Origin of the sequence: Methylomonas sp. MED-D, assembly GCF_050276835.1 — a bacterium.
Taxonomy (GTDB): Bacteria; Pseudomonadota; Gammaproteobacteria; order Methylococcales; family Methylomonadaceae; genus Methylomonas; species Methylomonas koyamae_A.
In genome coordinates this window covers 4,948,965-4,971,400 of record NZ_CP189965.1, presented here as the reverse complement: position 1 = coordinate 4,971,400, position 22,436 = coordinate 4,948,965, and the positions used below count along the sequence as shown (strand labels likewise).

At 55.1% G+C, this 22,436-nt stretch carries 11 protein-coding genes; 8 read left to right on the top strand and 3 right to left on the bottom strand.

Annotation, left to right across the window (positions count from 1 at the left end; translation table 11 throughout):
* Positions 1-19: 19 nt before the first annotated feature.
* Positions 20-940: an EamA family transporter gene (locus ACQE3E_RS22125; protein WP_427501091.1), complete on the bottom strand. Its 921-nt coding sequence runs from the start codon at positions 938-940 to the stop codon at positions 20-22.
* 1,017 nt (positions 941-1,957) lie between these two features.
* Between ACQE3E_RS22125 and ACQE3E_RS22120 the strand changes: the two genes are divergently transcribed.
* From ACQE3E_RS22120 to ACQE3E_RS22095, 6 genes are all read left to right on the top strand, one after another.
* Positions 1,958-3,034, top strand: a complete 1,077-nt coding sequence (locus tag ACQE3E_RS22120; protein ID WP_197471880.1) for a helix-turn-helix transcriptional regulator — start codon at positions 1,958-1,960, stop codon at positions 3,032-3,034.
* Between the two features lie 206 nt (positions 3,035-3,240).
* The gene (locus ACQE3E_RS22115) at positions 3,241-10,494 is read left to right on the top strand and encodes a SpvB/TcaC N-terminal domain-containing protein (RefSeq protein WP_313730271.1); all 7,254 of its coding nucleotides are present in this window, start codon (positions 3,241-3,243) and stop codon (positions 10,492-10,494) included.
* A 174-nt stretch (positions 10,495-10,668) separates the two neighbouring features.
* The gene (locus tag ACQE3E_RS22110; protein WP_313730272.1) at positions 10,669-10,974 is read left to right on the top strand and encodes a hypothetical protein; all 306 of its coding nucleotides are present in this window, start codon (positions 10,669-10,671) and stop codon (positions 10,972-10,974) included.
* Between the two features lie 443 nt (positions 10,975-11,417).
* The gene (locus ACQE3E_RS22105) at positions 11,418-16,442 is read left to right on the top strand and encodes a neuraminidase-like domain-containing protein (protein ID WP_313730273.1); all 5,025 of its coding nucleotides are present in this window, start codon (positions 11,418-11,420) and stop codon (positions 16,440-16,442) included.
* A gap of 63 nt (positions 16,443-16,505) precedes the next feature.
* Positions 16,506-17,981 (top strand): hypothetical protein, encoded by a 1,476-nt coding sequence (locus ACQE3E_RS22100; protein ID WP_313730274.1) that lies wholly within the window; start codon positions 16,506-16,508, stop codon positions 17,979-17,981.
* A 6-nt stretch (positions 17,982-17,987) separates the two neighbouring features.
* The gene (locus tag ACQE3E_RS22095; protein WP_427501090.1) at positions 17,988-18,509 is read left to right on the top strand and encodes an AAA family ATPase; all 522 of its coding nucleotides are present in this window, start codon (positions 17,988-17,990) and stop codon (positions 18,507-18,509) included.
* Between the two features lie 336 nt (positions 18,510-18,845).
* Here ACQE3E_RS22095 and ACQE3E_RS22090 read toward each other — a convergent pair whose 3' ends face one another.
* Positions 18,846-19,847, bottom strand: a complete 1,002-nt coding sequence (locus ACQE3E_RS22090) for a helix-turn-helix domain-containing protein (RefSeq protein WP_313730276.1) — start codon at positions 19,845-19,847, stop codon at positions 18,846-18,848.
* A 394-nt stretch (positions 19,848-20,241) separates the two neighbouring features.
* Between ACQE3E_RS22090 and ACQE3E_RS22085 the strand changes: the two genes are divergently transcribed.
* Positions 20,242-20,787: a flavodoxin gene (locus ACQE3E_RS22085; RefSeq protein ID WP_064023894.1), complete on the top strand. Its 546-nt coding sequence runs from the start codon at positions 20,242-20,244 to the stop codon at positions 20,785-20,787.
* Between the two features lie 129 nt (positions 20,788-20,916).
* Complete coding sequence (locus ACQE3E_RS22080) at positions 20,917-21,600, top strand: FHA domain-containing protein (protein WP_313730277.1); 684 nt, start codon at positions 20,917-20,919, stop codon at positions 21,598-21,600.
* Positions 21,601-21,607: 7 nt separating this feature from the next.
* Here the strand turns inward: ACQE3E_RS22080 and ACQE3E_RS22075 are convergent, their stop codons facing one another.
* Entirely contained in the window at positions 21,608-22,435 is an 828-nt protein-coding gene (locus ACQE3E_RS22075; RefSeq protein ID WP_313730278.1) for a PP2C family protein-serine/threonine phosphatase, read from the bottom strand.
* Between the last annotated feature and the right edge of the window lies 1 nt (position 22,436).

Below are 22,436 nucleotides of genomic sequence, written 5' to 3'. Positions count from 1 at the left end.
CAGTGCCAACGACGGTGCATCAGTCGTTCCCGCGCCGGGCCGCTTGCGGTTTCGGCCGCGCGGCACGCGAGCTATTCATGAAGAGGATAGAGCCGATGATGATTGCCGACGCGCCTAGAATACGTGGCGTCAGCGGCTCTTGGGCGAACCAATTTCCCAAAAACACCGCGACCAGCGGATTGACGTAGGCATACGTCGCCACCAGCGAGATCGAGGCGTTCTGCAACAACCACGCATAAGAGGCGAAACCGATCATCGAACCGAACACGATCAGGTAGGCCAATGCCAGCCATGACTCGGTGGATACCTCGGCGGGATCGAAAGCGCGCCACTCTTGGCCGAGCAGGCTGACCAGCAACAAGGCCATTCCGCCGCTCAGCATTTCCGCGCCGGTCGTCATCAAGGCCGATTTCGGCAAATCCGCGCTCTTACTGTAGATCGAACCGATCGCCCACAGCAAACTAGCCAACAGCAACGCCGCCACGCCGAAGATGTTTAACGGCATGCTTTCGGTATCCGCCGTCGGTCCGACCAGCAGATAAATGCCGGAAAAGCCGATGACCAAGCCAACGAGTACGCGCGGCGTCGGTCGGACGCCGTTCGGCCGAAGAGCGTCGGCAATCACCAGAAACATCGGCACGGCGCCGATGATCAGCGCGGTGAGCCCGGACGCCACGGTTTGCTCGGCCCAACACACCAAACCATTACCGCCGAGTAACAACAAGGTACCGACTATAGCGGCCGAACGCCACTGTCGTCCGGTCGGCGCGGCATCGCCGGCCAGCCGCCGCCAAGCCAGTAAAATCAGACCGGAAACGACGAAGCGAAAGCCCGCCGATAAGAAAGGCGGCAGCGTTTCGACGACGAAACGGATCATCAAATAGGTCGAGCCCCACACCAGATAGACCGCCAGCAACGCGGCCCAAATTTTCGCCTTCATCGCGCGCAAAACCGCGGGTCTCCGGGGCCTGAGCGCGTTGGTGCCCGCCGGCCCCCAAACGCCGGGTAAGGTCGCCAGAGATTCAAGTCCGGACGTTGGTTGGGCTTGGTTAAATCGGCATACGCTACAGCCTCGGCGGGACCCGCCAAGGCGGGTTCGATCGTCGACGCTGCGTCGATTCGATCAGTCGAAACGTTGCTATGCCAAAGAATCCGTGTTTCCGGGTAGCCGATCGGATGGTGTCTCGAAAACAAGCCGGGATACCGGGTTTGAGAGGCATTGTTGTGACGGTCGAAAGTCGTGGCCGGAGCCATCGATCGATCTTCGCGCTGAGCATTTGCTTGCATTGGGTTCTAGGAATCGTTAGGCGTGAAAGTGGAGTGGGCTAAGGCACGCGCCCAGGTTGGTCTCGCACATAAAAGTCGCAAGTTTACCCTGAGTTGGTCAATGACGGGGGAAGCGCAGAGGAGCGTCGTTTCGATCAACTCCCCTTTGGACCATGTGAAACCGCCCCGATTAAATCAAGCGAAATAAGTGGGACAAGGGTAAAGGCTTATCTGGTTCTGCAATAACAAATTTCAATGTATCGGTGAAAAGCTTATATCGGCTATTCGCAGCTTCCAAGTTAGCCGCCGGGCTACCAAAACGCTCAAACGGCCTAAGTGTCCTCCGAGACACAGCTACAACGAGTCGCTTTGAAGACCATTTATTTTAGCGGCTTGAAATAGGCAAGCAATTTAGCGGAGTACCCGCGTATTTTAAGTGGTTATGTCGCGTGCGAATGGGTATTTAATATGTGAAATATTACCTTGCATATAATCTGAACTCTGCATCGCGCTTAAATTCAACGATTTTATTTGCTTCGGGGATATGTTCTGCAAGAAACTGCACGCGTGTCCACTAAGGCTGTGCGCTATTTACCAAGACAGTCCGCAGTTTGAGATTTACATTAAACGCCGGAAGCTAAATCGCATTGCGATATTAGTTAATTTTTCACATCGTAAAAGAGAATGTCGTATGAGAAAAAGTCACGCATTGGCCTATTTACGCCAAATTTGTTGCTCAAATTTAAGTAGTGAATTAATCACGACTGAGTTTCTGCGAGCGATTCCGAATCTTATTCAATCGAATAGTAATACTTTTTCGGTATGCGATCAGCAACTACGCTCTATTTATCACCTGACGGGATTCGATTTAGGGTATCTGGCGCTCGCTGTTCCGAACGTATTAAGGGATCACCATACCAAGGAGCGACTCGTTCGGGTCGCCAATTGGTTTCGGCAATCGCCAACGCTTGACGACCCTCGTATCGTGGATGATCAATTTTACAAATCCGATGTCTACAATATTATTTATCGAGCCTTCGATATGCATTACACGAGCTGGATTAAAGTGCCTATTAACGACAGTCAGGTTGGCGTGTTGGGTTTATATCGGTCAAAAAAACAGGCCGATTTTAGCAGCGGCGATCGAAATCAAATAACCAGCTTAATCGCCTATCTTTCGCACGCCTATCAGGCAAAGCCTAACCAAGCCACCGAGTATGGAAACACCGCATCCCAGGGAATGTTAATTATGAATCCGGAGGGGAGGTTAATTTATCAATGTCCGGAAGCTAAACGCTTAATACAGTTAGCCGATACGCCAAGAACATTGATTGACAGGCGCCAGAATAACCGGCTACTGGAAAATCTAAAGAAACTAGCTGATGATCTAGTCAGTATCCATCGCGGCAAAGAGAGCGCCATCCCGGCATTCGATCGCGTAAACCCCTACGGCGCCTTTAGCTTTAAAGGTTATTGGTTAAATAATCTCGATTCAGACAGTAACAATATGATTGGCGTCACCGTGAAATACCGTGAGCCAATCGAGTTAAAGTTATTAAGGGCTGTTCGGAACTTTCCGTTGTCGCCGACGCAAAAGGAAGTCGCGATGTTATTGGCCAAAGGCATATCGTTCGAGCAAATTGGTCGAAAACTGCATATTAAGCAAAATACCGTGAAAGACCACGCCGGAAAAATATATTTAAAACTGAATATCCGGCAGCGCGGCGATTTATTGCCTTTGCTTCTGAGCGTCAACTCTGTTCATTGATTAACGAACCCGGCGGGTTAAGGCTGTAGCGAATTGGCATACGCGGACCCGACTAGAGGACAGTTTTGCCCAAATACCCCCTTTGCAGAGGATGTTTGGGCAAGGTTGCGTTGTATACGCTATGGCCTAAGTCAATGCGTTAGGCCTGTTTAGCCTATGCCTTAATCTGAAAACCGCAACGATACGACCAAATTTTCGGTACCTAAATGAGCAACAAATCAGGCACATCCAGTCAAATCATCGGCTTGCCGCAAGGCGGCGGGGCAATTCATGGCTTAGGCGAAAAGTTTTCTCCCGACTTACATACCGGCACCGGGAACTTCAGCGTACCGATTGCGCTGCCTTCCGGGCGCAACGGCTTCCAACCGCATTTGACGCTCGGTTACAGTACCGGTAGCGGCAACGGCCCGTTCGGATTTGGCTGGGCACTGAGCGTGCCTGGCGTGATGCGTAAAACGTCCGGCGGTCTGCCGCGCTACGACGACCGTAGCGACACCTTCTTGCTGTCCGGCGCGGAAGATTTGGTACCGGTCAACGAAGCCAGCGGCATTACCCGTTACCGCCCTCGTTCGGAAGGGCTGTTTGCCCGCATCGTTCATCGCCGCGATAAGGTACGTGACTATTGGCAAGTCTCGAGCAAGGACGGTCTGGTCAGTTACTACGGTTCCGCGGCAACCGCCGCGCCGGAACTGGCGACGATTGCCGACCCGAACGACCGGCAGCGAATATTCGCCTGGAAACTCAGCCAAACCGTCGATCCCTTCGGCAATCGCATCGACTATGTCTACGAACGCGACCATCAGCCGGAAGGCGCTACGCGCCGTTGGGATCAACTTTACCTATCCGAATTGCGCTACGCGGACTACGGCGATCCCGCCAATCCGCACTTCCTGGTCCGGGTGCGTTTTGTTTACGCAGACCGCCCGGACCCTTTTTCCGACTACCGCGCCGGCTTCGAGGTACGTACGACGCGCCGCTGCGTTCGGATCGAGATCTATACCCAAGCCGATCAAGAAAGGCTGACTCGCAACTATCATTTGGACTATCTCGATCAACTTGGTGACGCGGATTTGCCGGCCAACGGGGCTTCTTTACTTGCTCGGATTCGCGTCGAAGGCCGCGACGGACAAGCTACGGAGTTTCTGCCGCCGTTGACTTTCGACTACAGCCGTTTTCAACCAAAGGCGCAAACCTTTTTTGCCGTAAGAGGCCCATTGCCGGCGGCGTCGCTAGCCCATCCCGAATACGAATTGGCCGATCTGTTCGGTAACGGTTTGCCGGACATCGTGCAACTGAACGGTACCGCCCGCTATTGGCGTAATCTTGGCGATGGCCGTTTCGCCGAGCCGCGACCCATGGCCGACGCGCCGGCCGGCTTGAATTTGGGTCAGGCGGGCGTGCAATTGATCGATGCCGACGGCGACGGCCGTATCGATTTGCTGGTGCACCGAGACAATCTGTCCGGCTATTTCCCGTTGCGCTACGACGGCCTATGGGATAAAAGCGCCTTTCGCCGTTATACCGTGGCCCCCAGCTTTAACTTCCAGGACCCAGAAGTCAAACTGGTCGATCTGACCGGCGACGGCGTGACCGATGCCATTCGCAGTAGTAACCGCCTCGAAGTTTTCTTCAACGACCGCAATGTTGGCTGGCAGGCCAGCCGGGCTGTCGAACGTCAAGCCTTGGAGCGCTTCCCCAACGTCAATTTCTCGGATCCGCGCGTCAAATGGGGCGATTTCAGCGGAGACGGTCTGCAAGACATCGCACTGATTCATGACGGCAACGTCAGCTATTGGCCCAATCTTGGATACGGCGATTGGGGCGCTCGCGTCGCGATGGCGCATAGTCCGCGATTGCCCTACGGTTACGACCCGAAACGGATCTTGATCGACGATATCGACGGCGACGGACTGGCCGACATCGTCTACGTGGACGATCGCAAAGTCCTGATCTGGATTAATCAGAGCGGAAACCGGTGGAGCGACCCCATCGAAATCACCGGCACCCCGGCGGTTACCGACATCGATGCGATTCGCCTGGTGGATTTACTGGGCAGCGGCCATCGCGGCTTGTTGTGGAGCCGCGATGCCGACGGCTCGGGCCGGCCGCCGATGTATTTCCTGGATTTTTGCGGCGGCGTCAAGCCGTATTTATTGACGCAAATGGACAACCACATGGGGGCGCTGACCCAAGTCGCTTACGCGCCGTCCACGCGTTTTTATCTGGAGGACCAAGCGCATCCGGCCTATCGTTGGCAAACCCCGCTGCCGATGCCGGTGCAAGTGGTTGCCAAGGTCGAAGTCATCGACCAAATTTCCCAAGGCAAACTCACCAGCGAATACCGTTACCGCCACGGCTATTGGGACGGTGCGGAGCGCGAATTTCGAGGCTTCGGCCGGGTCGATCAGCTCGACAGCGAAGTCTTTGCCGACTTTCACGGTAGTGGACTGCACGGCGGGCGAGCTTTTGAAGCGGTGGGCGCCGAACAGTTTTCGCCGCCGCTGGAAACCCGCACTTGGTTTCATCAAGGACCGGTCGGGGACGAATTCGGCGATTGGCGGGAACTGGACTGCCGGTCCGAATTTTGGCCCGGAGATACCAACGCCTTGGACCGCCCGGCGGCCGTCACCGCCAAGCTCAATTCGCTACCCAGGCGGCGTAAGCGCGACGCTCTCAGAGCGTTACGCGGCAGCGTTTTGCGCACCGAGTTGTATGCGCTGGACGGTAGTGAACGGGAAAATCGGCCCTACACCGTCACCGAACACCTTCAGGGAGTGCGCGAAGAAGTTCCGCCGCCGAACGATAGCGGCCGACCGGGGATTTATTTCGCCTATGGGTTGGCCGAACGCACCAGCCAGTGGGAGCGCGGCAACGAGCCGTTGACGCAATTGGCATTCACGGCCGAACCCGATCAATACGGCCGCTCGACCGCGGCATTGGCGATTGCCGTGCCGCGCGGCCGCGATTACCGGTCGGCAGCTTCCGGCCCGGTATCGCCTTATCTGGCGACCGTTAGCGAAACCGTATACGCGAAACGCGACGACGACCGGCGCTACCTGATCGACCGGACCGTCAAGATCAGCCAATACCAAGTGATCAACGACGGAAAACTATCGGCGTCGATGCTGTGGAGTGCCGTGCAATCCGGCAAAGCGGCCAGCCAGTTGTTCGCGCAAACCTTGAATTTCTACGACGGGCCGGCGTTCGCCGGTTTGCCGTTCGGGCAATTGGGCGATTTCGGCGCACTGACCCGGACCGAGAACCTGGTATTCACCGACGCGCAATTGAAAGTCCTCTACGGTGCGGCCGACCCGATTGCCGATCCGGCTCCCGGCGATCAATCCCTGGCCGGCATCGGCAAGCACGCGGGAGCGGCCGAAGGGATGACCCATAAAGCATCGCGACGATCCGCCGCGTCTCTGGCCCTTCTCACGATCCCCCCCTATCTGCAACCGGCCGGCGCGACCTGGAACGACGACTATCCCGCCGAGTTTCATACCCTACCCGGCTTAGTCGGTTACGTTTACCGTCCTAGCGGCGCCGGCGCGATGTCGGCGCCGGGCTATTTCGTTGTGACGGCCGCGCATGCTTACGATTTTCAAAGCGACAATGCGTCGGGCAAACCTCGCGGGCTGTTGTTACAGCAGCGCGACCCGCTAGGCCGCGCGACAACGATTGCCTACGATGTCTACCAATTGTTACCGGTTCGAGTCCTAGACCCGTTGGGTCTGATGGTCGAAGCCGAATACGATTACCGCGTCCTGCAAGCCGCATGCGTTACCGACCCTAACGGCAATCGCAGCCGAGCGCGCTTCACGCCGCTGGGCCTGCCTCGAGCCACACTGATACAAGGTAAGGCGGATGCCGCCGAGGGCGACATCGATAGGCCCAGTATCGAGATGGAGTACGACTTGACGGCGTTCGGCGAACGCGGCCAACCGGTCTCGGTGCGTACTCGCCGCTATCAATATCACGACAGCGACAGTGACGTACCGCTGCCGCAACGCGACGAAACTATCGACAGCGTCGAATATTCCGACGGCTTCGGTCGCTTGCTGCAAACCAGGGTGCAGTCGGAAGAGATTCGCTTCGGCGACGCCACGTTCGGCGGCGGCATTTTGCCTATCGATCAAGCCGACGCCGCCGGCACCAAGTTGGCGTTTACCGGCGACCGCAACGCCGAGGCCGACCAACCCAACGTGCTGGTCAGCGGTTGGCAGATTTACGACAACAAGGGTCGGGTGGTCGAAAAATACGAGCCGTTTTATAGTCGGGGTTGGGTTTACGCCGCACCCGGCGAAGCGCAGCTCGGCCAAAAGGCGATCATGAGCTACGATCCGCGCGGTCAGGTAATCCGCACCTTGAACCCGGACGGCTCCGAGCAACGGGTGATTTACGGCGTGCCTACCGACTTGGCCGAGCCCGAGCAATTCGCGCCGACACCTTGGGAAGCCTATACCTACGACGCCAACGACAACGCCGGCCGCACCCATGCCGCGACGTCGCAAGCCTTCCAAAGCCACTGGAACACGCCGGCCAGTATACTCATCGACGCGTTGGGCCGCACCGTGCAGGCCACGGCGCGGAACGGCGCCAGTCCGGCCGATTGGTATGTCACCCGGTCCGACTACGATATTCGCGGGAATTTGCTCAGCGTTACCGACGCATTGAACCGAGTCGCTTTCCGTTACGACTACGACTTGTTGAATCGGCCTTGGCGCACGGAGAGTATCGATGCCGGCCTGCGGCGCACGGTACTGGATGCGATCGGCAATCCGCTCGAACAACGCGACGGCAAGGGCGCGTTAACCCTGCACGGTTACGACGAAGGGAATCGTCCGAACCGGCTGTGGGCCAGGGACGGCCTCAACCAAACGTTGACGCTACGCGAAGTGTCGATTTACGGCGACCGGCCAGAATCGGGTTTGAGCGCGGATGCGGCGCGGCGGCAAAATCTGCTCGGCAAGTTGGTTCAACACTACGACGAAGCCGGATTAGTCAGCGTGCCGGGCTACGACTTCAAAGGCAATCCGCTCAGCCAAAGCCGGCAGGTGCTTAGCGACGCCACGTTGCTGAGCGTTTACCAAAACGGCGCCGCGCGCAATTGGGCCGTCGACGCATATCGCATCGATTGGCAGGCGCCGGCAGGCACCACGCTGGCCGCGCATGCGCAAACCCTGTTGGATGCTAACGTCTACGAAACGACCTCAAGCTTCGATGCGCTGAACCGTGTCAAGCGCACGCAATATCCCACAGACGTGACCGGCCAACGCCAGGAGCTTTTGCCGCTCTACAACCGGGCCGGCGGCTTGGCGCAAGTCAAACTGAACGGCCAGCTATTCGTGCAACAAATTGCCTATAGCGCCAAGGGCCAACGAGTGTTGGTAGCCTACGGCAACGGCGTGATGAGCCGCTATGCTTACGATCCACGGACCTTTCGCTTGTCGCGGCTACGAACCGAGCGCTACAGCCAACCGGAAGCCGATCGTTACCAGCCGAATGGCGAAGCCTTGCAGGACTTTGCCTACCGCTACGATCTGGTCGGCAATATCTTGCAAATCGAAGACCGCGCCCAGGGCAGCGGCATCTTGAACAATCCGGCCGCCGCCTCGGTCGCCGACAATGCCCTCAAGCAACTGCTCGCGTCCGGCGATGCTCTACTGCGCCAGTTTGCCTACGATCCGATTTACCGGCTGCTGTCCGCCACCGGCCGCGAGTGCGACCAAGCGCCGGAAACGCCACCCTGGCTGGATCAGCCGCGTTGCACCGACCTGACCCGTACTCGCGCCTATAGCCAGCAATACCGCTACGACGCGCTGGGCAATATGCTGGAAATGAAGCACCAATTAGCCGACGGCGCTCGCAACCGGGTGTTTACCAATGCCGCCGGCAATAACCGCTTGGACACGGTGACGATAGGCCAAGGCGTTTACCGCTACGCCTACGATGCCAACGGCAACATGCTGTCCGAACATCAAACCCGCCGGTTCGATTGGGACCACGGCGACCGTCTAAAAGCCTTCCGAATTCAGGTGGCCGGTAGCGAGCCTTCGGTACACGCGCAATATCTGTACGACGCCGGCGGCATGCGGGTGAAAAAACTCACTCGCAAGCAGGGCGGCGAGTATACCGTTACCGTCTACATCGGCGGCTTGTTCGAATACCACCGCGCGGTGCAAGGCGCCACCGTCCAGGAAAACAACACTCTGCACGTCATGGACGACCAGTCGCGCATCGCGCTGGTCAGAGTCGGCACGCCTTTCCCAGACGACACTACTCCGGCGATCAAATACCACTTGGGCGATCATCTAGGCAGTAGCCATGTGGTCATCGGCGGCGACGGAGTCTGGCTGAACCGTGAGGAATACACGCCATACGGGGAAACCAGCTTCGGCAGTTTTGCCAGGAAACGCTACCGGTTTACCGGCAAGGAGCGGGATGAGGAAAGCGGCTTGAATTACCACGCGGCGAGGTATTACGCGGCGTGGGTAGTGAGGTGGCTGAGTGCTGATCCGTTGGGATTGGTGAGTGGACCATCGCTATATCAGTATTCATCCAGCAATCCGATAATAAATATCGATCCCAGAGGAACAGATGAGAAAAGTGTGGTCGCCTCCGCTACTACAAATGAATATGTGCCGCCTGTCGGGGCACCTGATCGAAAATCGCTGCCAGAAACGAGCCCGGAAGTACTTGGTCGGGAAGATTTGGATACTATTTTTCAAAACAATCTGACACTTCGATCACGTGTAGAAACCGTGTCGAAGGAACTCGATATAGATCCAGGGCTTCTAGGTGCATCGCTACTTGCCGAGTCTGGCGCTTCCACTTGGTCTGAAAAGGCAGGCTCAGTGCCATCGGAGATACTTGGAATGGACGACTGGTTTGACCCAAATTTATCGAAGGGGTTGAAAGCCATCATTACAGCTCATCCGGCTCTTGGAATAAAGTTTACCGATGTAAAGGCTACTGGGGATACTTGGGACACCTCCACTGAAAAAGCCGGAGGTAATAGTAAGCCGAGAGGTCTATTGCCGTCAGAAAAGGCAGTGACGGCGTTTGGAGTCTATTTCAAGATGCAAGAGAACATGCTGCGGGATAAGCTTTCGCGCGATGCTTCATCCCAAACCTTGGATGATCTCGATCCAGAAAAGCGATTCACTGTGCTTAGAGTCGCTCTTAACGCGGGAATCGTTCCAGCTACAAAACTTTTCTCCCGCCTTGCAGGTGGCGACGACATCCCACGCTCAGGCAAAACAACACGCGATCCAAGAAATGCAACTCGAACGGCGGTGCTACACACCGCGCGGGCTATTCATCTGGACCAGGCTATATTTGGTCGCTCGCCTAGTGAATATAGACCAATCAATAGTGGCATATCCAACAGTGAGGCTGCTGCTGTTTTTAATCTACCTTATTTGAAAAATCTTCCAAATTATATAGTTCCGCGGCACTACTGAGTCAAACAGTTCATCTTTCGAGCCTTCGCAAACCGATGTTGTATGTAAGGCTCTTGCAACTCGTGTAAGGCGGAACCATGAAATTGGCCCGCCGAATGATCTGTAGTAAAAACCGGACAAGTATTTCTTTCCACTCATAAATCACAAAATCATATCCTTGAAGAGGAAGCAATCATGATCAAAACCAAGCTCATCACCTGCTGCGATTGGCGTACCGTCGAGTCGTTCTGGAACGCTAACGGCACGGCCTTTTTCAAGGCGCCGGACGGCGCGCAAATTAAAGTCCGCTACGGCGTCAGCTGGTTCGGGTTCGACCGGCAACAGCAAACCCTGAACGGCTACGACTACAAGAAACTGGAAGTCGGCCTGGGCTCGCTCGGCTATGCCCGCATGCAGATCAAGGTACCCAGAAACACAGATGTGACCTATGACGTTTACGGTGGCGGCGTAGCCCGGCCGTCGCCGGAGATTCCGTTCTAGTCCCGTAGGCGCGCCTAGCTTCGGGTAATCGTAAGGATCTGGGGCTACTCGACGGAATACAAGCGCTTAGGAAACCTTTGATTAATACGTTCGCTCTTGGATTTTAGACTCCATTAATTCGAAGAGTTTTGTATCGGTTTTTCTTGAAAAGTCTTCATTAGTCAGGGGTTTATTAATGTTTGCAAAAGCCAGAGAAATTAGCTAGCCAAACTACGAACTAAATTCATCGATATTATTCAACTACCAATTTTGGGTATCTTTTGGATACTACTTAAAAACATAAGGGAAAACGCATGGACAACGAACCGCCAAAAATAACCGAAACCGGAAGATCGTATTCTTTAAATATCTCAATTACAAAAGTCAACGGCTTCCCTCCGGCCGCGAATATAGACCTATCGAATGCGACTCGTTTGGACCTCGAAGGAAATGCGTACGGAAAGGTGACCATTACGTATAACAATGAATCCGAAGAAACCGAAGACGTTACCTCCGAAATGGAATTATCTGTTTCTTTCGGCAACAGCAGAACGGACTCCACAGCCCGCAAATTGTCGCTGGCGTCGAGCGACGGCAACCGGACGTGGTCGTTCAGCGGCGATATGCCGCTCGACAAGGCCAGTCATAACGATCAACTACTCTGGATTACCGCCATTGCCGAGTATCCCGATACAAGAGCGCGAGTCCGTGTGGATTATTTGCCCATCGCAGTCGACAAACTGGTACCGGCCATTGCCGTTACCAAACCGCTGCCCGATCAGACGTTCGAATTGTCCGGCGGCACCTTAACGATACCGTTGGAAGTGATTGCCTCCGACAATCGCGGTCTACAAGGCCTGACCTGGACATTGGACGGCACGCCGATGGGCGCCCTGAGCTTGAACGCCGTTACCGGTCGCTGGCAAACCGACGTTGTTGTGGATCAGGTTAAAACGCATACTCTGTCCGTCGAAGCCACCGACGTCTTCAGTTTGAAAAGCAGTGCATCGTTGACCGTCGACGTGGTTGCGCCCTACACACCCGCCGATCCGGAATACGTTACCGGCGCGGTTTCTTACCTGGGTAACTTACTGAGTTTTGCTGCGTCGCGCATCGATAGCGGTAACGCCAACGGCGACGACAAGTTGCCGAGTGCCGACGATTTCAGCCGTATTTTTTGCCAACGTTATAGCGTGCTGGTCAGCCCGGCCAATCGTTCGATAGCGACGCGATACGTTCGGCAAACGCGCATCGCGATCGAGGTGTTGCGCGACTACATTGCGACGCGTGGCGTGGCCGGGAGCACGACCGCCAATGCCGCTTACTTAGGGCGGGCATACGGCGTCTTGTTGAATCAGTTGGGTACGTCGGTGACCGAAATTCGCTTGGCCGCCAGCGCTCCCGCCGGTGTTCGCATCGCGTTGGCCGGACGGCTAGGCATCGGAGCCGATGCTTTGCAAAATTTCGTCGTCGCCGACGACCAATTGACCGAAACGGCTTTGGAAAATTTGTTCGGTTTGGCGGACACCACAGCGCTCAACGATCCGTTTGCGTCGACAGCGATACCGCCGTTGTACTTACGCAAGCACCAAGGATATCTCAGATACCAGTGGCGCCAGCAGGACGATAACGTTCGCATTGCACCGTTTGCCGCGACGCCGGTACCGATTGTGGATCCGGATCTATTATCGGCCGGCGACTTGAAGTCGCAGACGGTTAAAGATTGGTTTACCGCGCGGAAAAGCCAATTGGATCAGATCGAAAACTCATTGCGGCAATTGACCGGTAGCGGTGCGGCGCTATTCGAAGCGGCCATCGAAACCGGGTTGGGCGCTGGTAAATTCGCGCAATTCAAAACCTTGGTTGCCGACTACGGACAAGGGCACGACATCGGCGAAGCGCTGAAAGGCTTATTCCTCGACAGCCCGGCGTTTTTGTTTTTGCTGAACCAGTACGCCGTGTTGACGGGCGGAAATACCCCGCTACCCGCGGAATGGGATGGTATCTTCTCGGTTCTGGTGCAGACTAGGAAACTGCGCGACTTGTATGGCAACTGGCGCCAGGAAGAAGTCAATGCGGCGGTAGCTTTGGGTCCCGACGACTTCGTTATTCCGGAACCGGCCGTCGAATCCAGCCCTTTGCCGGCTTGGCGGGCGAGCATTGCTCGGCGCCAGGATTGGGAGCATCGGTTAAAAGCGCGCATCGATGCCGATGCTGCGGCGCGCGAACAATTGATTGCCGCGGTGGATGTCACGGAAGCTTCGGTTTTGCCGTTACTGCGCGACCAATTAATAAACGTCGTCGCTCACGCTGCCCACCTGGACGCGGATGCCGATGTCGCGGAACGCCTGACCCAGGAATTGTTCATCGATTTCAAAGCCGGCGGGCAACAAACGTTATCGCGAATCGATCAGGGGCTAGAGACCTTGCAATCCGTGCTGGCGGCGCTGCGGCGGGAACGTCTGGCGAATATAACGCCCGCCGTGGGCGCTAGCCAAACCGGCGGCTGGAAATTGCAGGTCGATTTGGCGGCATTCGACCTGGAATGGCAGTGGATGAGCGATTTTGCGGCCTGGCAGTCGGCTATGAATGTGTTTTTGTTTCCGGAAAATTTTCTGCAAGCCGATCACCGTCCATTACAACCGGCAGCGCGCGGCCAAACCGACTCGTTCAGATTTAAATTGGTCGAACCGTTGAACGACAAATCCCGCGTTACCGGGACGACGGCAAAAACGCTAGCCGCCGACTATCTATCGGCACTGAAAAACGAAGTGGCGGAAGCTAAGCAGCAACTGGGCGACGCTTTTACATTACAGGCACCGGCATCGGTGAACGCCGTGACCGCGCTACGTAACAAAATTAGCGCGGTACTGCATGACACGGTACCGACCGATGACACGGCACCGACTGCCACCCATTTCTGGGACGCGCCGGCCTGGGTACAAGAAGTGTTTTATTTCGTTCCGATGCTATTGGCGCAACATTTGACGAGATCCAAGGACTATCGTACGGCGCTGGATTGGTATCAAGCGGTTTATGCCTACAATTTGCCAGGCAATCCGAAAGTCTATTTGGGGTTGGTGTGGGAAGAGAACGATCCGGTGGATTTTGCGCTGACCAACGATTGGCTGACTGGCGATTTCAACCCGCATAAATTCGCCGAAACTCGCGGTAACGTCTATACCCGCCATACCATTGCCGCATTGAGCGAATGCTTGCTGGCCTGGGCGGATGACCTGTTCAGTCAAGAAACGCCGCAAAGTTTGGCGCAAGCGAGGGTAAGCTATCTCGACGTATTAGCGTTGTTAAATTCGCCGGTCATCAGCGTTCCGCCGCAATTGAGCGGAAAACCGCTAACAAACGCGCTGCTACAAGCGCTGCGGCAACGCGCGGAGGTAAACCTGCAAAAATTGCGAGGCGGCTTGAACATTGCCGGGATGGAGCGCATCAATGTGGCGCCCGGTAGCGCGATGGTGATGCGCCAACCGACGCCATACCGTTATCAGGTCTTGATCGAGCGCGCCAAACAACTGACTTCGACGGCGGAACAAGTCGAGTCCGCGTTTCTGTCGACGTTGGAAAAGTACTTTGCTGAAAGTTATACCCTTGAACAGGCCAGCCAGGGCCTGGATATAGCCCAAAAACAACAGGAGTTGCAGCAAAAGCGCCAAACGGAGGTCGGTGATACCGCCAGCGTCGTGCAATTGCAAAAAGGCCGCAGCGATTTGCAGGTCGAGCATTATCAAGATTTACTCAAATCGGGTTTAACCGCGAACGAGACCGACCAACTTCACGCCTTGGAACATACTAGCGATTGGGGGCTGTTCGGCCAAATTGCGAGCGTCGCATCTACCGCGCTCGCCGTGGCCTCGCCAATGGTGACCGCGGGACTCACCGGCGGGATGTCGGCTTTATGGAGTTATTTGCCGACCGCGCTGGGAAACGGTGCAAATATAGGTTCTGTTATCAGCGGAGGCTTGAATATAAAAAGTTCCGCGGAAAAGTCCAATGCCGAGGTCACTGGACTTAGAGCAAGTTTCGAACGTAGAGAGCAGGAATGGCGGCGGCAATTGGCATTGGCGCAAAAGGATCAAGAAATTGGGAATGCGCAAATCAAAGTTTCTAGTGATCAGGTGGCCGTCGTTGATCAAGAATATGCGATCGCCAAGGCTCAGGCCGAGCATGCGATGCACATGGTTCAGTTCCTGTCCAAAAAGTTCACCAATGCCGAACTCTACAAATGGATGGCTCAAGTTCTACAACGCGCATACGGTTATTTTCTGCAACAAGCGACCGCGACCGCGCGGCTAGCTGAAACGCAACTGATCTTCGAGCGCCAACAAGCGATGCCGGCGTTCATCCAAGCCGATTATTGGCAAGCGCCGAACGACGGTTCTGCCAATCAGCCTTCCGACCAGCGCGGCATGACCAGCTCGGTGCGTTTGTTGCAGGATATTACCGAGCTTGACCAGTACGCATTCCTGAGCAATAGCCGGAAGTTGCAGATGAGCAAGACCTTCTCGCTGGCGGCGCTGTCGCCGATCGAATTTCAACGCTTCCGCGATACCGGGGTGATTCGCTTCAACACCGCGATGGCGCTGTTCGACCGGGATTTTCCCGGCCATTATTTGCGTTTGATCCGCCAAGCGCGGACCAGCGTAGTCGCGTTAGTCCCGCCGACAGTAGGTATTCACGCCACGCTGACCAATTTTGGGGTATCGCGGGTGGTCGTTGACGACGGCGGTTTCCGGCAGGTCGAAGTGCATCATGGCATGCAGTCGGTAGCGCTGACCGGCGCGGTTAATGCGACCGGGGTATTCGAACTCAATCAACAGCCGGAATTTTTGATGCCGTTCGAATCGGTCGGTGTCGATACCTTTTGGGAACTGCGCATGCCCAAGGCGGCTAACCCCTTCGATTTCACCACCATCGGCGACGTGTTGGTCACGTTGGATTACACCGCGTTGGATAGCTGGCAATACCGCAAGCAGGTCATTCAAAGCCTGCCTACCGATTTCGGTGCCGACCGTTCGTTCGGCTTGCGCGATCAATTCCCGGACCTTTGGTACGACTTGAATCATGCCGATCAGGCAGCGACACCCAATATCGTGCAGTGGGATATCGCAAAAGGCGATTTTCCGGCGAACGCGCTGGACGTGTCGATATCGCAGCTGGTGCTGTACTTCGTGGGTAAGGATGGCTTGGTCTTGCCGGAACTGCCGATCAAATTTCTTGGCCTTGATAACGGCAATGCCGAATCGGTCGGCGGTGCGGCGACGGCGGTTGCCGGTATCGCCAGCAGCCGGCGCGGCAATGCCGCGAGTTGGTTGGCGTTGCAGGGTAAGTCGCCGGTCGGACGTTGGCATTTGGATCTTAGCGATCGGCTGGCGGACGGGCGTTTAGTCAGTCAGTTGATAGGCGACGAGTCCATCGCCGATATCTTGTTTGTCGTCAGCTACACGGCCCGTTACCCCGCATGGCCCGCGTAACTGAAGACCGGCGCTAAGCATTCGAACCATCGACTAGAAACCCTGTTATACGAGGTCCCGCTAATGTTAATAACCCCTTATTTTTCTTTATCTAAAACCGCTAACCAGGCCAATACCATTTACAAGCAGGCCAGCCCGTCGGTATTGGTGCATTTGTTTGCCGAAGCGAGTAAAGCGGCCGGACCGGTGGTGTATATTCCGGCGGGCCGATACCCCTTGACCGCACCGCTGGTCATCGAAGGAATAGACGATTTAACCGTCATCGCCGAGCCCGGTAGTCTGTTGGATTATTCCGCCTATTCCGCCGACACTAGCCGGGTCGGCAACGAGACCGTCATCGGCAATCAAGCGGCCCGTAGTGCGTTGTACTTTAAAAACTGCGCGCGGCTCAAAGTCGTAGGATTAAGCACTACGGGCGATTCGACGAATTTCGTCGTCGAGGAAAATATTGGCGCCGGCATTTATTTACACGGGTGCGGCAATGCGAGAATCTCCCATTGCCAAAATTTTTACGGCGGTGCGTTGTTTATGCAGGATGCCGCGCCCGGCGATTTCGGTACGGTTTTGGAAAATTGCTATTCGTTCGGTGCCAGGAACGCAACCATTCCGGGGCCTGGCACCACATTTTCTGGCTGTGTGTGGGAATTGCCGACCGATACCGCCTATGACCGAATCGGACCGCTGGGTTCCAGTGCCGCTTGTTACGCATGGGCCGGTCGCAGTCATTGTAAGTGGCAGGCTTGCACTTTTAAAAACATTCGTCAGGCGGCGATTAAGATCAGCGGCAGCCACGATAACGTCTTCAATTCGATCATCGACGCCAATCATTTTTTGGATTGCGGCGCGGCGTTGGTATACGGCGGCGATCAGGCGGGCGACGCCGATCATTACGGCTTGTTATTTACCAACAACGCTTGTCACAATTGCGCCACCAATCGAGCAGGCTGGCATCAAGACGCCGCAGTGGTCGTGTTCGGCAGCGCCATGAGTAAAATCCTGAACAATACCTTCTTGTATACCCGCGACCATTTGGGGACGCTCAATGGCGATTCGCTGGCCTCCGCCACGCGCGGAATTTTAGTTTCCCGGTATAGCGCCGCCAGTCCGGAAGTGACCGGGGTCGAAATCGCCAATAATGCATTCCTGACCAAACTGCATAAAAATACCGCAAACAGCAACGACGAGTCGGCGAGCTCGCCGGGAAATGTCATTAATCAATGTATTTATGTCGAATCGGCTAGAGGCGTTTCCATTCACCATAATCATTTTCAAAATCAGCAAATCGGCATTTTTTCCAATAGCAATATTGGCTTGCTCGAGGAATCCAATCAAGCCGACAATACGATCATTTTCTCGCAAGGGTTTTCGAATATTACGCCGATTTATCGAAATAATTCTTTACTACCCGGACAATTTACATCGGAACACAGTCAATTGACTTCGCAGTCGGATAGTTATCCGACACTGGAGGACAACTACCAATTGCGTGAAACGGCGGGCCAAGGCGATAAAATTCCGATGACTCAAACACTTGTTTAAGCCAAAATGGCAAAGGTATATTTAATCGAGGGTCCTATCGGCGCGGGGAAATCGACATATTCCAAATTGCTGGCCGCCGAAACGAATGGTATTTATATTGCGCTGGACGAATGGTTCGCGTTGCTGTTCGGTCCGGATAGACCGGACGCGGAAGTTGTAACCTGGTATCTCGAACGGAAAGACCGAGTATTGAATCTGATTTGGAAGCACGCTGGCGCCTTATTGGCTTCCGGCATCGACGTTGTGTTGGAGTTAGGTTTGATCCAGCGCGCCGACCGGCAGGCGTTTTATCGGCGCGTTATCGAAAACGGCTTTGATTTACGGGTGTTTGTACTGAGTACGCCGGAAAACATCCGACGCCGGCGAGTGCAACAGCGAAATGTCGAGAGAGGCGCCACCTTTTTCATGGTCGTCAGCGACGAGGTTTTCTATCTGGCCAACCGATTATGGGAGCCGCCAGACGAAAGGGAGACTAGCGAGTATTGCCTTGAGTTCGTAAGCTATCACAGCACTGTGCCGGAAGTTTAACCGCGACCAATACTTTTGGCGAATTTAAAATTCGAGTGCTATTGTTATGGCGATAGCGAGTATTTCACTATTCACATACGCAAAATAATCGATGTCGCTTTCCAACGCTACATCGAAGTTCATGTAGCTATGGCGTTCGAACGTTTTGAGAGTTATGGCGCCGGAAAATAACTCGATAATATTGCAATTTTTCAATTGAAATTGGATGCGATTTAAACTATCCTGTCAGCCTTTCCTCGGAATCAGGTAAAGCTGAATGGTGGATGTTCAATATCGCGTAGATATTGATCCATTATTTCAATTCAACGAAGATTTTATCAGCAAAGCCTATTAAATTTATCGGGGTTTATCGATTGATTTGCTTGGCGTCGCCTGAGTCCGAGATCGAAAATCGTTTGGCGTCTCGCCGAATCGGCGACGAAATTGACGGTAAAAATAGGAAACATCGTTAAATCCTGAGTGCAGCGCAATATCGGTTATACTCAGCTGGCGATAAATAGGCGAAGTTAACATTCTCGCGGCACATTCCAATCGGAGACGATTGAGAATTTGAGTGACGCTTTCATTGTTTTCGTTGAGTAAGGCATATAAATAGCGTTTGGATATTTTCAAGGCGGTAGCAATATCGGCCACCGACAAGCCGGGTTGCCGAAAATGTTTTTCGATATAGTCCGTCAAGGCCGCTTTGCGGGCCGCTCGAACGCCGCCCGAAGCCGCATCATCATTGCTACAGCTACCGCATAAAAAGGCCGCTAGGTCTAACACGTGTTCGCCGACCAATCGATCGAGGTCGGCGCTCGGTTCCAATTCTTGTCGGTCAAGCATCCGAAGATAATTGATCAACAACGATAGCGCTTCCTTGTTTTCGAAGGGTTGCATGGTCAGGCATTCCGCTTTCGGGACTCGATGCAAAAATTCGCCGCGCGGTAGGCACAAACTCATTTGGAATTGATGCTCTCCGGGCGCAGTGGGTGCCAAACCGCCGTTCAAAGCCCGACCGAAATCCACTAAAGCCGCTCTGTCCTTGTGCATCGACATTCGGGTCTTACCTTGGCTTATTTCCAGTTTTCCGTTCACGCAGAGCGGCAACGCGAAGCCATCCAATCCGTCGTGCGCGATATTTTGTTGGTTTCTATCGAAAAGCATCGCGGTGCTGAGGTTAGTAGCCAAGCTCACCGCGCCCAGTGCGCGAAAACTTGCCTTGGTATAGAACGGACGGACGTCGCAATGCCGCATGTCGAATCCGGCCATTTCCTTGGCAAAGGTTTCCCGCCACACGTCGAAGCGAGTGTTTTCGGGAAGTTCGGCACTGGAGTACAGGATTGCGTTATTGGTCATGGCGGCATGCGCGGCTTGCTCCGGGGATACTCTGAACGCCGGAGCTCGGTGTCGGGGGCGGATAGTTTACCGCCGGACGGAACACGATGAACACTAGATTTTCCTATGGTTCCTCTGCTTCCGAGTCTTTGAATGCGGTTATTTCTCGAAAGTTTGTCGCAAACGGAGCCCGCTGTCGGATCGATTGTTGTCAAAATGACCAGCAATCGCCTCATGCAGCACTTGCTTAGCGGAAATCGACGCTTTAGATATAGCGGCCGCCGGTTCCGCCAATCGCTTGATTCTAAAAGATCTCCGGGCTTAAACGTCTCCGGCGGGCGCGACTAGCCTTCCAAGACCGAGGCTGGTTTAAATTTTGCTTTGCTGAACGTAGACAGCTAATTGGGGTTTGAAGATGAACAAGATTGGAATTTTCTACGGGACCGAAAAAGGCATGACGGAGATGATGGCGCAAGTGATGTACCGTGTGCTGGGCGATGAGATTGCCAGCGAGCCGGTCAACGTTAATCGGGCAACGGTCGGGCAATTGCTCGGCTATAAGGCCTTGATCTTAGGCATGCCGAGTTATGGCGTCGGCGAAATCCCCGGCCGGACCACCGGCAGCGAGGAAGGCAACTGGGAAGAGTTTTTATACCGTTTGGATGAGGTCGATCTGTCCGGCAAGCGTGTCGCGCTATTCGGCCTGGGCAATCAGCAAAAGTACTATGCCCGCTTTGCCGGTTCCCTGATTCATTTGTATCACTACGTCGCGGGCTACGGTGCCGAAGTGGTCGGTGCCTGGAGCACGGAGGGCTATCAATTCACCCATTCCAACTCCGTGGTCAACGGTAAATTTGTCGGGTTGGTGTTGGACCACCATACCCAACCAGAAATGACCAAGAGCCGTATTCTGGATTGGCTGGATCAAATCAAGCCCGCCTTGCTGGAGAAGCTGAATTAGGGGGCCATGCACCAATAGTGTCTGCTCGCCAGAAACAAAGCATTAGGCAATACAAATAAAAACTGACTTTTCCGCGACTCCGGCCAATACTTGTGACGTTTGCGTCATTCAATCCGAGGAGTCGAAGGCATGAGTTTTGTCGAGATTTACTTTAACAGCTCGCTGCAAAACGTGGTCGAAATCGGCGATCAGGCTTGCAGCATCGGCCGGGCCAGCTATAACCACGTTTCGATTGGCAATAAGGGCGTTTCGCTGGTGCATGCCGCGATCTCCAAACAAGGCGACGCCTGGTGGTTGGAGGATATGAACAGCACCAACGGCACTTATTTGAACGGAAAAAAGATCGAAGGCCGGCAACGACTTCAATTCGGCGACGTCATCACCTTGGGCAAGCACGAATTAAAATTCGTGGCCCAACCCAACGCCGCCAACAGCGGTATTGGCCAGACGCAAGCCGACGATTTCGACCGAACCTTGCTGGTGAATTCCGCGTCCGGTCCGGCCGGCAATGCGCCGAGAACCGGCGATTACGCGCTGTTGATGCGCGGCGAGGCCCGCAACATCAACAAACTGCTGTTAAACCGGGATTATTATTCGATCGGCAAGGGGACGCAGTGCAACGTTCGGGTGGGCGGCTGGTTTACGCCCAAGTTGATCGCCGAAATCATCCGCCTCGGCGACCATTATTATTTGACCCCGGTCGTCAAAAAGCACATCCGGTTGAATGGCCGGGCGGTCGGGCATCAGGTCCGCTTGAGCAACGACGACAATATCGCGATCAAACAGGTGTTGTTGAAGTTCGTCGAGCAATGACGCCGACTCATTGGCACAGCAAAATTACTGAGATGTTGTCGGTTCCGCCGTTGGCGTTGGCGGCATCGATCAACGCACCGGCCTTGGCCGGCAGATTGTCGGGGGTTAATCCGCCCAATAGGTCCGCGATTTCGCCGTCCTCCAGCATGCCGGTCAGACCGTCGGAACACAGCAGGAAGCTGTCGCCGGCGGCAAACTCCACCAGCTGCACATCCGGGACTATCGCCGGCTTGGGGCCGATGGCCTGATAAAGTCGGTTGGCGGGCGGCGCCTCGCCGGTCCGGCCGGTGTCCTGCCACTGCCGGTACAGCGAGTGGTCCTTGGTCAATGCTTGCAACGCGTTGCCGCGCAGCCGATACAAGCGGCTATCGCCGACGTGAAAAACCTGCATTTTCGCCGACCCGCGCGCCAACCGGCAACCGACCAGAGTGGTGCCTATCCCGCAGCCCTCCGCCGCGCCTCGGGCCTGATTGTCGCGATATAAGGTCCGATTGGCTTCCCTAATTATGTCCGCCAGCAAATCCAGTTGCCGTTCCAGGCTATCCCGATCCGGTCCGTCGCGGCGCTTGAACCAACGTTCGAACCAGCTCGGCGCGAATGGCTCGGCGGCGGCCGGCAAATAGCGGCCGATCAAATCGTTGACGCTGGCGATCACTTGCCGGCTGGCGACATCGCCCTGACCGTGCCCGCCCATGCCGTCGGCCAGCAAGCACAAGCCGGCGGCGGCATTTATCGAGATCGCATCCTCGTTCGCCGCCCGCGCCAGACCGGGGTCGCTGAGTCCGTAGGCGTAATAACTTTCCAACAAGCGCGTCACCGTCATTAGGGTTTCCATC